The 15,089-nt window shown below is 39.8% G+C and carries 18 protein-coding genes; 13 read left to right on the top strand and 5 right to left on the bottom strand.

The window, feature by feature from the left end:
• Positions 1-88: 88 nt before the first annotated feature.
• From B7717_RS09195 to B7717_RS09180, 4 genes are read left to right on the top strand one after another with little or no spacing between them, the layout of a single operon-like run.
• Positions 89-619, top strand: a complete 531-nt coding sequence (locus B7717_RS09195) for a YutD family protein (RefSeq protein ID WP_084944613.1) — start codon at positions 89-91, stop codon at positions 617-619.
• A 21-nt stretch (positions 620-640) separates the two neighbouring features.
• Complete coding sequence (gene rlmN / locus B7717_RS09190; RefSeq protein ID WP_084944609.1) at positions 641-1,726, top strand: 23S rRNA (adenine(2503)-C(2))-methyltransferase RlmN; 1,086 nt, start codon at positions 641-643, stop codon at positions 1,724-1,726.
• A 1-nt stretch (position 1,727) separates the two neighbouring features.
• Positions 1,728-2,207, top strand: coding sequence for a VanZ family protein (locus B7717_RS09185; RefSeq protein ID WP_084944607.1), 480 nt, complete (start codon positions 1,728-1,730; stop codon positions 2,205-2,207).
• A gap of 1 nt (position 2,208) precedes the next feature.
• On the top strand, positions 2,209-3,750 hold the full coding sequence (locus B7717_RS09180) for an ABC-F family ATP-binding cassette domain-containing protein (RefSeq protein WP_084944605.1): 1,542 nt from the start codon (positions 2,209-2,211) through the stop codon (positions 3,748-3,750).
• Positions 3,751-3,792: 42 nt separating this feature from the next.
• On the opposite strand, the gene B7717_RS09175 is transcribed toward B7717_RS09180, so the two are convergent.
• Together B7717_RS09175 and B7717_RS09170 are read right to left on the bottom strand one after the other, a co-directional pair.
• Entirely contained in the window at positions 3,793-4,032 is a 240-nt protein-coding gene (locus tag B7717_RS09175; protein ID WP_084944602.1) for a zinc-ribbon domain-containing protein, read from the bottom strand.
• Between the two features lie 27 nt (positions 4,033-4,059).
• Positions 4,060-4,866 (bottom strand): peptidylprolyl isomerase, encoded by an 807-nt coding sequence (locus tag B7717_RS09170; RefSeq protein WP_084944599.1) that lies wholly within the window; start codon positions 4,864-4,866, stop codon positions 4,060-4,062.
• A gap of 217 nt (positions 4,867-5,083) precedes the next feature.
• Here B7717_RS09170 and rpsP point away from each other — a divergent pair, with 217 nt between their 5' ends.
• The 7 genes from rpsP (at position 5,084) to B7717_RS09135 (ending at position 8,195) form a co-directional block, all read left to right on the top strand.
• On the top strand, positions 5,084-5,356 hold the full coding sequence (gene rpsP / locus B7717_RS09165; RefSeq protein ID WP_000268760.1) for a 30S ribosomal protein S16: 273 nt from the start codon (positions 5,084-5,086) through the stop codon (positions 5,354-5,356).
• 19 nt (positions 5,357-5,375) lie between these two features.
• Complete coding sequence (kphA, locus tag B7717_RS09160) at positions 5,376-5,615, top strand: RNA-binding protein KphA (protein ID WP_000379617.1); 240 nt, start codon at positions 5,376-5,378, stop codon at positions 5,613-5,615.
• Between the two features lie 43 nt (positions 5,616-5,658).
• Positions 5,659-6,003, top strand: coding sequence for a MazG nucleotide pyrophosphohydrolase domain-containing protein (locus B7717_RS09155; RefSeq protein ID WP_049520697.1), 345 nt, complete (start codon positions 5,659-5,661; stop codon positions 6,001-6,003).
• Entirely contained in the window at positions 5,993-6,544 is a 552-nt protein-coding gene (locus B7717_RS09150) for a hypothetical protein (protein ID WP_001090812.1), read from the top strand. The genes B7717_RS09155 and B7717_RS09150 overlap by 11 nt, the downstream gene beginning before the upstream one ends.
• Before the next feature lie 73 nt (positions 6,545-6,617).
• Positions 6,618-7,136, top strand: a complete 519-nt coding sequence (rimM, locus tag B7717_RS09145; protein ID WP_049477660.1) for a ribosome maturation factor RimM — start codon at positions 6,618-6,620, stop codon at positions 7,134-7,136.
• On the top strand, positions 7,126-7,845 hold the full coding sequence (trmD, locus tag B7717_RS09140; protein WP_002882191.1) for a tRNA (guanosine(37)-N1)-methyltransferase TrmD: 720 nt from the start codon (positions 7,126-7,128) through the stop codon (positions 7,843-7,845). Before rimM ends, trmD begins: the two co-directional genes overlap by 11 nt.
• 11 nt (positions 7,846-7,856) lie before the next feature.
• Positions 7,857-8,195, top strand: coding sequence for an ATP cone domain-containing protein (locus tag B7717_RS09135; protein ID WP_001196045.1), 339 nt, complete (start codon positions 7,857-7,859; stop codon positions 8,193-8,195).
• 27 nt (positions 8,196-8,222) lie between these two features.
• Here the strand turns inward: B7717_RS09135 and B7717_RS09130 are convergent, their stop codons facing one another.
• Positions 8,223-8,543, bottom strand: a complete 321-nt coding sequence (locus B7717_RS09130; RefSeq protein ID WP_084944597.1) for a eukaryotic translation initiation factor 4 gamma — start codon at positions 8,541-8,543, stop codon at positions 8,223-8,225.
• Between the two features lie 103 nt (positions 8,544-8,646).
• Here B7717_RS09130 and B7717_RS09125 point away from each other — a divergent pair, with 103 nt between their 5' ends.
• Positions 8,647-8,865: a YdbC family protein gene (locus B7717_RS09125; RefSeq protein WP_000807417.1), complete on the top strand. Its 219-nt coding sequence runs from the start codon at positions 8,647-8,649 to the stop codon at positions 8,863-8,865.
• Positions 8,866-8,898: 33 nt separating this feature from the next.
• Here B7717_RS09125 and B7717_RS09120 read toward each other — a convergent pair whose 3' ends face one another.
• Positions 8,899-9,456, bottom strand: coding sequence for a TetR/AcrR family transcriptional regulator (locus B7717_RS09120; RefSeq protein WP_084944595.1), 558 nt, complete (start codon positions 9,454-9,456; stop codon positions 8,899-8,901).
• Between the two features lie 591 nt (positions 9,457-10,047).
• Here B7717_RS09120 and B7717_RS09115 point away from each other — a divergent pair.
• Positions 10,048-14,466 carry a Cna B-type domain-containing protein gene (locus B7717_RS09115; protein WP_241502074.1) on the top strand — a complete coding sequence of 1,473 codons (4,419 nt, stop codon included), beginning with the start codon at positions 10,048-10,050 and terminating at the stop codon, positions 14,464-14,466.
• Positions 14,467-14,552: 86 nt separating this feature from the next.
• Here the strand turns inward: B7717_RS09115 and B7717_RS09110 are convergent, their stop codons facing one another.
• A complete protein-coding gene (locus tag B7717_RS09110) occupies positions 14,553-15,089 on the bottom strand; it encodes a biotin transporter BioY (protein WP_000709011.1) in 537 nt (178 codons plus the stop codon).

Genomic DNA, 15,089 nt, shown 5'->3' with positions numbered 1-15,089 from the left:
CAGACTTTTTTCATTTTCAGGATATTCGTGCCAACTTGTAGAAAATATGGTAAAATAGAGTGTTAAGTAATCGTGGAAAAGGAAGACTATGCGTAAAGAAATTGCACCTGAATTATACAATTATAACAAGTTTCCTGGCCCAGAATTTCATGTGAATGGGGATAAGGTTGAGACTGAAGGGATTGCTTTTACCTTGGTTGAAAATATCAAGGATGCTTTCGATGTGACCGTCTTTAATCAACGCTTCTCAGAAGTGTTGACCAAGTTTGATTATGTCGTGGGGGACTGGAGCAATGAACAGCTCCGTCTACGTGGCTTTTATAAAGACGACCGAACAGAGGAAAAAATTGAAAAAATCAGTCGCTTACAGGATTATCTTTTAGAGTATTGTAGTTATGGTTGTGCTTATTTTGTCCTAGAAAACCAAGCACCGAAGCGTGCGTCGTTTGACAAGAAAATGCGTAAAAAGGAAGAGGAGAATCTTCCTAGAAGAGGAAAGAAACCTTCTCAAAACAAGAGAAAACCAAATGCGGATAAGCGAAATAGACGTCGTCATAAGGATCAAAAGTCTCAGAAAGAGGACAAGGGACAGCGCCATTTTATCATTCGTCAGAAATAGATAGAGAAATAAGGAGAAGAGATGAAACCGTCTATTTATAGTTTAACACGTCAAGCCATGCAAGAATGGGTATTAGAACAAGGGGAAAAGAAATTCCGTGCAGATCAAATCTGGGAATGGCTCTACCGTAAACGTGTCCAGTCATTTGAAGAAATGACCAACCTTTCCAAGGATTTGATTGCCAGGCTCAATGACCAGTTTGTGGTCAATCCTTTGAAACAGCGGATCGTACAAGAGTCAGCTGACGGTACTGTTAAGTATCTTTTCGAGTTGCCAGATGGCATGTTGATTGAGACAGTACTCATGCGTCAACACTACGGTTTGTCAGTCTGTGTGACCACTCAGGTTGGCTGTAATATTGGTTGTACCTTCTGTGCGTCAGGCTTGATTAAGAAGCAACGTGACCTTAATAACGGTGAAATTGTAGCGCAGATCATGCTGGTTCAGAAATACTTTGATGAGCGTGGTCAGGACGAACGTGTCAGCCATATCGTTTTCATGGGAATTGGTGAACCATTTGATAACTACAACAATGTATTGAATTTTGTCCGTACCATCAATGATGACAAGGGGATGGCAATCGGTGCTCGTCATATCACGGTTTCAACCTCAGGTTTGGCCCATAAAATTCGTGACTTTGCTAATGAAGGCGTACAGGTCAATCTGGCTGTTTCCCTTCACGCACCAAACAATGAATTGCGTTCAAGCATCATGAAAATTAACCGTGCCTTTCCGATTGAAAAGCTTTTCGCAGCTATTGAGTATTATATCGAAACAACCAATCGCCGTGTGACCTTTGAATATATCATGCTCAATGAAGTCAACGATGGCGTTGAACAAGCCTTGGAATTGGCTGAGTTGCTCAAGAACATCAAGAAATTGTCTTATGTCAACTTGATTCCTTATAACCCAGTTAGTGAACATGACCAATATAGCCGTAGTCCCAAAGAGCGTGTGATGGCCTTCTACGATACCCTCAAGAAGAAAGGGATTAACTGCGTTGTCCGTCAAGAGCATGGTACAGATATTGATGCAGCTTGTGGACAATTGCGCTCCAATACAATGAAACGTGACCGCCAGAAGGCAGTCGCAGCGGTAAATCCATAAAATGACAAGAAAAAGAGAATTAATCTTGAGATTGGGAGTGGCTATTTACAGTCTTTGCATTGTCTGTTTTTGCTTCACTCCCCAACCTCAGCTTCCTACAGGAGTGGAAACTCCAGGTATTCAAACTTTTGGACGCCTGGTTTTTCTTTTAACTCCCTTAAACTCCCTTTGGAATCTGGGTGAAGTGACCAGTTTGGGACAAGTCCTTTGGATCTTTTTGCAGAACATTTTAAATGTCTTCTTGCTTTTCCCGCTAGTCTTTCAACTGATCTATCTCTGTCCAAACTTGCGACAAACCAAAAAAATCATCCTTCTCAGCTTTCTACTGAGCCTAGGAATCGAGTGTACGCAGCTGGTCTTAGACTTTTTCTTTGATTTTAATCGCGTCTTTGAGATTGATGATTTGTGGACCAATACCCTGGGAGGCTATCTGGCTTGGGTTCTCTATAAAGGACTGCATAAAAACAAGATAAGGAATTAGAATGAGTATTTTAGAAGTTAAAAATTTGAGTCACGGTTTTGGTGATCGTGCAATTTTTGAAGATGTGTCTTTCCGTCTCCTCAAGGGAGAGCATATCGGTCTAGTTGGTGCTAACGGTGAAGGGAAATCAACCTTTATGAGCATCGTGACTGGTAAGATGTTGCCAGATGAAGGGAAGGTGGAGTGGTCCAAATATGTGACTGCTGGCTATCTGGATCAGCACGCTGTGCTAAAGGAAGGTCAAACCGTGCGTGATGTCTTGCGTACAGCCTTTGATGAGCTATTTAAAGCAGAAGCTCGTATCAATGACCTCTATATGGAAATGGCAGAAGACGGGGCGGATATTGATGCACTCATGGAAGAAGTAGGAGAGCTCCAAGACCGTTTGGAGAGTCGAGATTTCTATACCTTGGATGCTAAGATTGATGAAGTAGCGCGTGCTCTCGGTGTCATGGACTTTGGCATGGATACGGATGTAACTGCCTTATCAGGTGGACAAAGAACCAAGGTGCTTTTGGCTAAACTCCTCCTTGAAAAACCAGATATCTTATTGCTGGACGAGCCAACCAACTACTTGGATGCTGAGCATATTGACTGGCTCAAGCGCTATCTCCAAAACTATGAAAATGCCTTTGTCCTCATTTCGCATGATATTCCTTTCCTCAACGACGTAATCAATATCGTTTACCATGTGGAAAATCAACAGTTGACGCGTTACTCTGGTGACTACTACCAGTTCCAAGAAGTCTATGCCATGAAGAAATCTCAGCTAGAGGCGGCTTACGAACGTCAGCAGAAAGAGATAGCTGACCTCAAGGACTTTGTCGCTCGAAACAAAGCGCGTGTTGCAACGCGTAATATGGCCATGTCTCGTCAAAAGAAATTGGATAAGATGGATATTATCGAACTCCAAAGCGAGAAACCAAAGCCATCCTTTGATTTCAAACCAGCTCGTACGCCAGGGCGCTTTATCTTCCAAGCCAAGGACTTGCAGATTGGTTATGACCGTCCCCTTACCAAACCCTTAAACCTCACCTTTGAACGCAATCAAAAGGTTGCTATTATCGGTGCAAATGGTATCGGGAAAACAACCCTCTTGAAGTCTCTCTTGGGAATTATTCCACCAATCGCTGGGGAAGTTGAACGCGGTGACTATCTAGAACTTGGTTACTTTGAACAGGAAGTAGAAGGTGGCAATCGTCAAACACCACTAGAGGCCGTCTGGAATGCCTTTCCTGCCCTTAACCAAGCAGAAGTCCGTGCAGCCCTTGCTCGTTGTGGTTTGACAACTAAGCATATCGAAAGCCAAATTCAGGTCTTGTCAGGTGGGGAACAAGCCAAGGCGCGCTTCTGTCTCTTGATGAACCGTGAAAACAACGTCTTAGTGCTGGACGAGCCGACCAATCACTTGGATGTGGATGCCAAGGAAGAACTCAAGCGCGCGCTTAAAGAATACAAAGGAAGCATTCTTATGGTTTGCCACGAACCAGACTTCTATGAAGGCTGGATGGACCAAATTTGGGATTTTAACAAGCTAACTTAAAAGCACTAAAAAGGCCAAGTCGAAATGACTTGGCCTTTTTGACTAGTAATTTAAAAAGCTTTCAATTTCAGATTTCTCAATTTCTTTACCGTAGTGGCAAATCGGACAAGAAACGAAGTAACTTTTACCATAAGGAAAAAGTGGAATCCAGTAAAGGGTGAACTTGCGCCCAGTTTCTACGATTTCCCAAGTGTCGACATTGTTACAATGACCACATTCGATCGCTGTTTGCGTATGTCCCAAGTCTTTCTGATAACCTTTAGAACCCCAAAATAAAATCATGTCATCGTCTCCTTATCTGTTGATGGCTTATTTTTTACTGAAGTCGTAGTCTTTCACCACTTCGATACTATCAATGGTGATAGCAGACGTTGGTTTGTCTTTCTCATCTTTTTCAGCCTTGGCAATCTTGTCAACAATATCCATGCCATCGATGACTTGACCAAAGACAGGGTGTTTGCCGTCTAGACTTGGATTTCCACCCTCTTTATAGGCTTCGATGATTTTCTTTGGATACTTGCTTGTAGGGAGTTTAGCAGAAATATCTGTTGAGTTTTGGTTGATAAAGAACTGGCTACCGTTGGTGTTTGGTTGACCAGTGTTAGCCATAGCAAGGGCTCCTCGGATATTGTATAGGTAAGGAGAGATTTCATTTTTGAAACCAGTTCCCTTGTCCTTTGTTTTATCCTTATCATGCCAGATAGATTGGCCCCCTGTACCATCTCCCTTAGGATCTCCAGTTTGGACCATAAAGCCATCGATGACACGGTGGAAGGTGATGCCGTTATAGTAGCCTTCCTTAGCGTGAGTAAGGAAGTTTTCAACCGCAAGAGGTGCTAGTTTTGGAAAGAGTTTGATGCGGATATCGCCTTGATTTGTGTGTAAAATGACCTCAGCTTCATCTTCAGCAACTTCCTTAGAAAGTTGAGGGAAGTTGGCATTTTCATTGGTCAATGCGTCATTCAAATCTTTGGCAGCCTGAGCAGCTGCTTTTGAGCTTTCTTCAGCTGAGATGCTGGAGTCGACATATTCATCACCACGGAGACTACGTTGGATACTAGTACATCCAACAAGGGCTACAGTTGATAGTAAAAGAAGGGTTGCTAGTTTTTTCATTGTTTTCCTCTCAAAAATTCATTTCTACCATTGTACCCTAAAAGGGAGGTGATTTCAAATGTTAATGATTTTACTAAAAATTTCTAGGAGTTAAAAAAATTAAAACTCTGTCAAGTTTTTTTCTTGACACCTGTCAGAAATCTGCTATAATAGAACATGTGCTAAATAGCTCAGCTATTTCACCGAAATAAAAAAATAAGAAAAGAGACATTAAAAAATGGCAGTTAAAATCCGTTTGACTCGTATGGGTTCTAAGAAAAAACCTTTCTACCGTATCAACGTAGCAGACTCACGTTCACCACGTGACGGACGTTTCATCGAAACAGTTGGTACTTACAACCCACTTGTTGCTGAAAACCAAGTAACTTTGAAAGAAGACCGCGTTCTTGCATGGTTGGCTGATGGAGCTCAACCTTCAGATACAGTTCGCAACATCCTTTCAAAAGAAGGCGTATTGAAAAAATTCCACGATTCTAAATTCTCAAAATAAGTTTAAAGTAGGTTGACAGATGGATACGATTGAAAATCTCATTATTGCGATTGTGAAACCTTTGATTTCACAACCTGATGCCTTAACTATCAAGATCGAAGACACACCAGAGTTTTTGGAGTATCACTTGGATCTTGACCAAAGCGATGTCGGTCGTGTTATCGGTCGTAAAGGTCGCACTATCTCAGCGATAAGAACGATTGTCTACTCTGTCCCAACTGAAGACAAGAAAGTAAGAATCGTTATCGACGAAAAATAAGAAAAGCGGGACAGAAGTCTCGCTTTTTTGTGAGGAGGAGAAGATGAAGGATTTAACGTTTAGACAATTACAAGATTACTTACTCGAACTTTACCAGCAATCTCGAACTGAGGAAGGTCTCTTTATCAAGCTAGTGGAGGAAGTCGGAGAAGTAGCCGAGGTCTTGAATGGGCGCTCTGGTCGAAAAGAGGGCGTTCAGGACTCAAACGAGGAACTTGCCAAAGAACTGGTTGATATCATTCATTACACCGTCGCAATTGCAGCTATTAATGACATAGACCTAACCAAAGCCATCTTTGAGAAAGATAAAAAAGCAGCCATTAAGTACCAACATGAAAGAGATTTGGAGAGTTTTTTGAAGGGAGATTTGAGAAATATTGAACACTGATTATTTTTTAAAAATAGACTGGGCGGTGTATATTGATTGGTTATTACGAATTATACAGATTTCGACTTTTATAGGTGTAATTTTAAAAATAAGTTTCCAGAATAAGGCCTATATTAATAATATCGAAATTCAGGCAATTAAACCAATCGAATTTGATTCCTTACATACGAGATTTCATCATGTTTATGAGTTTAAACATAATAAAAATGATAAACATTATAACCATTTGATTTTTTATCCAAAAGAAGTTGACATTGAAATTGTAGAATTTTATTCTTTAATCTATGATTCAAAAAGTAATTGTTTAGTCGTTCAAGATAAAATACATACAGTCAAAAATTTAAAAAATTATACATGCTTATTGATTTATACAAATTTACCTGAGACTATACCTAGTTTAAGAATGAAATGGAAGACAAGTCAAGGTCAAATTGGGGAGTATACATTTTATAGTAATATGTATAACGGGAATATAAATATTTCTTCTTTTAAATATAAATTAACATTAAAGAGGAAACTACTAGCAATTTTGGGATTATAGCTGATTTTCTCCAACTTGTGAAAATCCCTGGAACGTGATAAAATAAAGGATAGAAATAGATACAGGAGACAAGATGAACTACTTTAATGTTGGAAAAATCGTCAATACGCAGGGTCTACAGGGGGAGATGCGAGTCTTGTCTGTGACGGATTTTGCTGAGGAACGGTTTAAAAAAGGGGCAGAGCTGGCTTTATTTGATGAAAAAGATCAGTTTGTCCAAACAGTGACCATCGCAAGTCATCGTAAGCATAAGAACTTTGACATTATCAAATTCAAAGACATGTACCATATCAATGCGATTGAAAAGTACAAGGGCTATAGTCTCAAGGTCGCTGAGGAAGATTTGAACGATTTAGATGATGGTGAATTCTACTATCACGAGATTATCGGTTTGGATGTTTACGAGGGAGATAACTTGGTTGGAACCATCAAGGAAATTCTGCAACCAGGCGCCAATGATGTCTGGGTGGTCAAGCGAAAAGGCAAGCGAGATTTGCTTTTACCTTACATTCCGCCAGTAGTTCTCAATGTTGATATTCCAAACAAGCGGGTCGAAGTGGAAATCTTAGAAGGGTTAGATGATGAAGATTGATATTTTAACCCTCTTTCCGGAGATGTTTTCTCCGCTGGAGCACTCGATTGTTGGGAAGGCTCGAGAAAAAGGGCTCTTGGATATCCAGTATCATAATTTCAGAGAATATGCTGAAAAGGCCCGTCATGTTGACGATGAACCTTACGGAGGCGGTCAGGGGATGTTGCTAAGGGCTCAACCCATTTTCGATGCCTTTGATGCTATTGAAAAGAAAAATCCCCGTGTCATTCTTCTTGATCCTGCTGGAAAACAGTTCGATCAAGCCTACGCTGAGGATTTGGCTCAGGAAGAGGAACTGATCTTTATCTGTGGTCACTATGAAGGGTATGACGAGCGTATCAAAACCTTGGTAACCGATGAAATTTCTCTAGGAGATTATGTTTTGACTGGTGGTGAATTGGCAGCCATGACTATGATTGATGCGACCGTGCGCTTGATTCCAGAAGTGATTGGTAAGGAGTCTAGTCACCAGGATGATAGCTTCTCTTCGGGACTTCTCGAATATCCTCAGTATACTCGCCCTTATGACTATCGAGGCATGGTCGTGCCAGATGTGCTCATGAGTGGGCACCATGAAAAGATTCGCCAGTGGCGACTGTATGAGAGTCTAAAGAAAACCTACGAGCGCAGACCTGACCTGCTAGAAAACTATCAACTAACAGCAGAGGAAGAAAAGATGCTGGCTGAAATCAAAGAAAACAAAGAATAAAGGAGAACCTTATGCAAGTAATCAAACGTAATGGAGAAATTGCTGAATTTGATCCAGATAAAATTTACCAAGCTGTCCTAAAAGCAGCTCAAACAGTTTATGTTTTGACCGATGACTTACGTCAAAACTTAGCTCAAGTTACTAAAAAAGTCGTTTTGGACTTGGAAGAAGCAAAAGTAGAACGTGCGACTATCAGCATGATCCAGTCAATGGTTGAGCACCGCTTGCTTGGAGCTGGCTACATTACAATCGCAGAACATTATATCTCTTATCGCTTGCAACGCGATTTGGAGAGAAGTGGTTATGGCGACCATATCGCTGTTCATCTTCATTTTGAACAAATCCGTTAAGAAAAAGAGTGGGATGCAAAGAACATCTCACTCTTTCTTAAATAGACTTTTCTGAGCTTTTTGTACGGTTGAGGGAACAAAACGAAGTCGTTTAATATCACTGATACGAATGATTCGGGTCACGTTTTTTGAAAAATTTTTGACGATAATTTGTTGGCGATTAGCATCGTGTTTAACAATATCACCCGTAAAACTTGTCTCAGCAAGTATGACATGAACAGCCGTCTTTCTTTGGATGGCTTGTTCAATCATAGCAGTGAGGGAGTTATCCTCGATTTGAGGATGATCATCATTCCCATTGAGAAAACCATGTAGTTTATCTAGAACTAGTTTGAATGTCTGTCTCATAGAATCCTCCCTTCTTATATATCCACATTATATAAAATTTTCCTAAAAACCACAAGATTTTTACGAATAGACTATAGAAAGCATATCACATAAAGGAGTTAAAATGGCAGAATTTACATTTGAAATCGAAGAACACTTGCTCACCTTGTCTGAAAATGACAAAGGATGGACAAAAGAACTAAATCGCGTTAGCTTTAATGGTGCCCCTGCAAAGTTTGACATTCGCGCTTGGAGCCCAGACCATACCAAAATGGGCAAAGGAATCACGCTTTCCAATGAAGAATTTCAGGTAATGGTCGATGCCTTTAAAGGGCAACAATAAAAAGAATCTTGAGTGCAACTCAAGATTCTTTTTTTAGGACACAATATAGTCACACAGAGAAGTTTTAGACAATTGAATAAAAGTCTCTCTATACTCTTCAGGTGGTGTTGGATCATCCTTACGAATCCAGACTTCAATGAAAGAGAATGCCATGGTCGTAATGATATAAGCGATGTCCTCTTTATTAAAATTATATTTCAGTTGGTAATTGACATTCTTTAGTACCCACTCTGAGTATGTTCCACGCAGAAATTCCTTCCAACATGGGTCGACTTGTGTGGTATACAAGGTGTTAACAATTTCCCTTTTTTCGTATATGAGAGGAAGTATATGGTCTGCTAAAAAGCTGATAGGATCTCCATCATTGCTAGGGCAGTACTTATTAAAGACGTTAAAAATGTGCTGATTGGTCTCTTCGTGAATGTATTCGATAATATCTTCAAAGTTGTTAAAATGCTTTTGATAAATCGCTTGTCGTGAAATACCAGCTTCAGCTGCGATTTCAGTCATGGTAAAAGAAGAGCGCAGAGGGTTCTTCTTAGCAAGTGTGATGAGTGAATTAATAATTAAGTCACGAGTATTCTTTGGCATGATTTCACCTTTCTATTTATAATTATTTACAGTTGTTTTTGAATGAAGAAAAATCAGAATGTTCAAGTTAATATAAACAATCAATGAACATTAAATTTTCTGAATCTTTTAGGTAACTCTATTGTATCACAAATAATTTATAAAATATAGCTCAATCAGTGAAAATGCGTTTTCTGAAAATTCCTATCACATCAGTATTTTTAGACAATTCTTATGATAATGCCGTATTATTTGAGGGGTAAAAATAATATATCTAAAAAATTGACACCGTGTAAACAAATAACTTGATAAATTAAAGGATTTTCATAAAAATACTTAATGATATATAGTATAATAGGTTAGGATATATTTTGCTATATTTCCTCTCTGACCTAAGAGTAGTGACGCTCCTGCTAAAGATTGAATTTAGTAATTGTTTTTGAATAATACAAACCACGTGGCCATTTCCCCAAGCACATGTTACAGGTATTTTATCATGTAGCAAATTATGCGATTGAAAGGGGTGTTGCCTATTGGAGAGAGATGACACGTTGTTCAATCAATTTCAATTAATTTCAGTCATATAGAAAGGAAAGTCATGAGATTAAAAAATTGTGGCTCTATATTTTAACGCCACTCTTAGTTCTATTTGGTTCTGCAGCTTTGACAAATACTGTTCAAGCGCAAGAACTTAAAAATGTCATTACCAAAGTTGGTATTTGGGAGACTGATAATGGTAAATTTGTAACTCCAGATGCAAAAGGAGTTTACAATCTAGCACCTCAAAATCAATCTTACGAAAACTATAAGTTTGCTACTGATTTTGATTTGAGCGCTTACGATGGTAAGTTGAATGATGGTGATACCTTTACATTCACTATTCCAGCTCCATTGTCTGTTCGTGCTGAAACCTTTGAACTCAAAGATAAAGAGACTGATACTGCTGTAGGTGATGCAACAGTTGTTTCTAATGGTGACAACCAAGGTGGTAAAGTTACCATTACTTTGAAAAACCTTGCTGAGTACCTTAAGAAAAAAGGTGGTACAGAAGTTCGTGGTGTTTCAGGTACCTTCTATGTAGCTTTCAGCTCTAAGAAAGAAACAGAAGAAGAATCAATTCAACTTGATAAGACTGAAACAAAAGACGATGTCAACTTCAAGATGAAGTTCAAAAAAGGTGGAGAACCAGACTATTCTGAAGGTATTGGTAAAACAAACATTAGTAAAGTTAATGGTACTATCAATAAAGAAAAATGGGAATCAGCCCTCCTTGAAAAATCAGGAGATTACATCCACAAGTGGAATCTTCGTGTAAACCCTAAACAAGCTGAGTACAACAAGATTGTAGTTCGTGACTGGGTTGACAAGGACTACTCACCAATGCAAATCATCCCTGAATCAATCGTGGTTACTGCTGGTTACTACAACAAAGTCTATGCTTTAGTTGATGACGTAACTCTTGAAGCAGGTAAAGACTACGAAATCAAGTGGAATGATTCTTACACTGAGTTTACTATTACCTTTAACAATGCTAAAGCAATCCGTGCTACAAACGGTAAAGCAGCAGCATTCCGTATCGTCTATAACACAACAGCGCCAGCTGATGGAACCAAAGTTCAAAACAATGCTGAAATTACAGCTGATGACCAAGTTCTTCCAGTGAGCGACGATCGTACTGAAACTGTTACAAAAGTTATCGGTAATTCAACAGTTACATCAGGTGGTACTATCCAGCTGAAAACTGGTTACCGTATCACGTTGTATAAAGTAGATGAAAAATCACTTGACCGTCTTGCAGGAGCTAAATTCAAGATTTCTCCTCCAGAAGGTGCAACTACAGCACAAGAAGAAACAGTAACAACAGACGCTAGTGGTGTTGCCCAGTCTGCAATCTATACTGATGAGGACGTTAAGAAGGGTGAATTCACCATTACTGAGATTGAAGCTCCTAAAGGTTACCAATTGGATTCAACTCCAATCAAAGTAACTGTTGGCCAAGAAGGTGTTATCAAAACAATCTCAAACAAACGCAACAGTACAAAAGCTCAAATTCAAGCAATTAAAAAATTGACTGGTCGAGCTATGAAAGCTGGAGAGTTTGAATTCGACTTGTTCAATGATAAGACAAACAAAGTTGTTGAAACAGTAACAAATGATGCGGATGGTAATATCAACTTTGCTGAATTGACATTTGACAAAGCTGGTACATACAACTACCACATCGTTGAGAAAAAAGCGAACACAACTGAAAAAGGTGTTACTTACGATGCCAACCCTGTTGGCGTTACAGTTACTGTAACAGCAGATGCTGAGGGCAAATTGTCTGCAGCTGTCGCTTACGAAAATGATGATAAGACTTTTGAAAATACATACGCTGCTGAGAAAACTTCAGCTCCTATTGAAGTGACAAAAGCTCTTACCGGTCGTACCTTGAAAGCTGATGAGTTTGAGTTTGTCTTGAAGAACGACGCAGATGGCTCAGAAGTTCAAAAAGTGAAGAACACTGCCGACGGTAAGGTTAAATTCTCTCCAATCGACTACACTGCAGCTGGGACTTACAAATACACTATCGTTGAAACTAACGCTGGACAAACTATTGACGGTGTAACATACGATAGTCTCGAAGTGAAAGTCACAGTAGAAGTTACAGACGATGGTGAAGGAAAACTTACTGCTAACGTAACTTACCCAGCGGACAAAGAGTTTAACAACAGCTACGGAGCTTCAAAAACTCCAGCTCCTCTTGCAGTTAAGAAAACACTTACTGGTCGTGAGTTGAAAGCTGATGAGTTTGAGTTTACTTTGACAGACAAAGATGGTAATGTGAAAGAGACAGTCAAGAATGACAAAGATGGAAACGTTAAGTTCTCAGCCTTGTCATTCGATGAAGTTGGAACTTTCACTTACAAGATTACTGAAAAAGCTGGTACTGCTACAGGCATCACGTACGACACGAAAACAATCACTGCTACAGTTACTGTAACGGACAATGGTAAAGGTGCCCTTGAAGCAACTGTTACTTACGACGATGAAAAAGCATTTGAGAACACTTACACTCCAGCAGGGGCTACAAGTGTAACTCTTGGAGCTAAGAAAGTTCTTGAAGGTAAAGACCTTGAAGCTGGTAAATACAGCTTTGAATTGAAGAAAGAAGACGGAACTGTTGTTGAAACGGTGAAAAACGCTGCTGATGGAACAGTGACATTCTCACCAATCTCATATGATGAGAGCCAAGTGGGAACTCACAAGTATACCATCTCTGAAGTTGCTGGAACTGAAACAGGCATCACTTACGATAAGACAGTTCAAGAAGTTGAAGTAACTGTTGTGAAAGTAAGTGCAACTGAATTGAAAGCAACTGCTTCAAAAGAAGCTAACGATCTTGTATTTACAAACAAATACACTCCAGCGAAAACTGAAGTTCCTGTGAAGAAAGTATGGAAGGACGCAAACAACCAAGACGGTAAACGTCCAACTTCTATCACAGTTAAATTGCTTGCAGATGGTCAAGATACAGGTAAAACACTTGAATTGACTGAAGCAAACGGTTGGGCAGGAAGCTTCACAAATCTTGATGCTGATAAAGGCGGAACACCTATCCAGTACACTGTAGTAGAAGTAACTGTTACTGGTTACACTTCTGACGTTACTGGTGACGCTGCATCAGGATTCACCATCACAAATAGCTATTCTCCAGAAACAGTTGATGTAAAAGCAACTAAGAACTGGGATGACGCAAACAACCAAGACGGTAAACGTCCAACCAAGATTACAATCAATCTTTTAGCAGACGGTCAGAAAGTTGAATCGAAAGAAGTTCAAGCAGCCGCAGACGGAACTTGGACTGTCGAATTCACGAAATTAGCAAAATATAAAGATGGTAAAGAAATCAAATACACTGTAACAGAAGATGCCGTAGCAGAATACGAATCAACGATTACAGACTTTACGATCACAAACAAATATGCTCCTAAAGCAATCGACTACAAAGTAACAAAAGTATGGAACGACGCGAATAACCAAGACGGTAAACGTCCTGAGTCAGTAACGGTTCAACTTTATAAAAAAGTAGGAGATGCTGATCCAGTAGCCGTTGAAGGTAAGAAATTGACCTTGACAGCTAAGGATAAGACAGACGCTAACACTTGGGTAGCATCCTTCACAAATCTTCCACAATACGAAGCTGGTAAAGAAATCACTTACTCAATCAAGGAAGTGGATGTACCAGCTGGTTATGAAGCCTCTGTAACTGGTCAAGTAGTGACAAACACTCATAATCCAGAAACAGTTATCCTTTCAGGAACTAAGGTTTGGAAAGATAACAACAACCAAGACGGTAAACGTACAGATAAAGTGAAAGTTCAAATCTTTAAGGGGGAAGGCGAAAAAGCTGAACTCGTTCAAGAAATTGAAGTTTCAGAAGCTACTGGTTGGAAGTTCGAATCAAAAGCACTTCCTAAGTATGAAAATGGTACAGAAATCAAGTACACTGTCAAAGAAGTAGCTGTGAAAGAATATACTTCAACAATTACTCCAGAAAAAGACGGTAAGTATACGATTACTAACGAACATACACCAGAGAAAATTACTGTGAAAGGTAAGAAGATCTGGGATGATGCTAATAATAAAGACGGTATTCGTCCAGACTCAATTACTGTAGCACTTCTTGCCAACGGTAAAGAAACTGGTAAGACTGTAACTGTTACAAAGGCAACAGCTCTATCAGATAACGAGTGGGCCTTCGAGTTTACAGGCCTTGATCGTTACGCAAATGGTAAACCAATCGAGTACACTGTCAAAGAAGTTGGTACTGTGAATGGGTACACAGCAGAAGAAAAAGGTATGAACGTTACAAATACACACACTCCTGAAAAACCAACACCAGGTAAACCAAATGAACCAGGAAAACCAGGTCCAAAACCTCAACTTCCTAACACTGGTGAAAAAGCATCTAACGCAGCAGTAGTTGCAGGACTTGCTTTGATGGCAGTGACTGGTGGATTGTACTTTGTAAGCCGTAAAAATAAATAATCTCTAAAAGAGAGTTAATTTTCAGTTAGTTCTTAGAAAGTAATTGGAAAGGAAATAGTCCAGAACAATTGTTCTGGACTATTCTTTTATCTTGAAAAATATGGAAGACTTTTCAATCGTTCGAGTAGGGGACGACTAATGAAACTAATGGCAATAATCTTACCAAGATCAGGGAGGATAAAGGGAAGGACGCCAACAGCGAGTGCCTTGTCAAGTGGCATACCAGCAAGGAAGTGGAGGCTGAGAATACCTCCGACAAAGACGAGGGAGTCACCCAAGAGGTTGGCTAGGAAAATGCGAATGTAGCCACTTTTTTGATGGATGAGATAAGATGTAAGTCCAGCATAGACAAGGTCGAACCAAAGATAGCCTGCACTTGGGCCGACTAAAACGTGAAATCCAGCTCCTCCCCCTGCAAAAACAGGTAAACCAATGGCACCCAGCAAGAGATAGAGAGCTACAGATAGAACAGCTTCTCTGGGTCTAAAAACAGTAGCAATCAGACCAATCGCAAAGTTTTGCAAAGTGAAAGGTACAGGACCGATAGGGAGACTGATTTGTGCCAATACAGCGATGAGAGCAGCACCGATAGCAGGGATAGCATAGATATGAGCTTTTTTCAA

The organism is Streptococcus oralis subsp. oralis, from assembly GCF_002096495.1.
GTDB classification, from domain to species: domain Bacteria; phylum Bacillota; class Bacilli; order Lactobacillales; family Streptococcaceae; genus Streptococcus; species Streptococcus oralis_CU.
The sequence above is the reverse complement of the archived record's forward strand: the minus strand, read 5'-3'. Positions and strand labels throughout refer to the sequence as shown.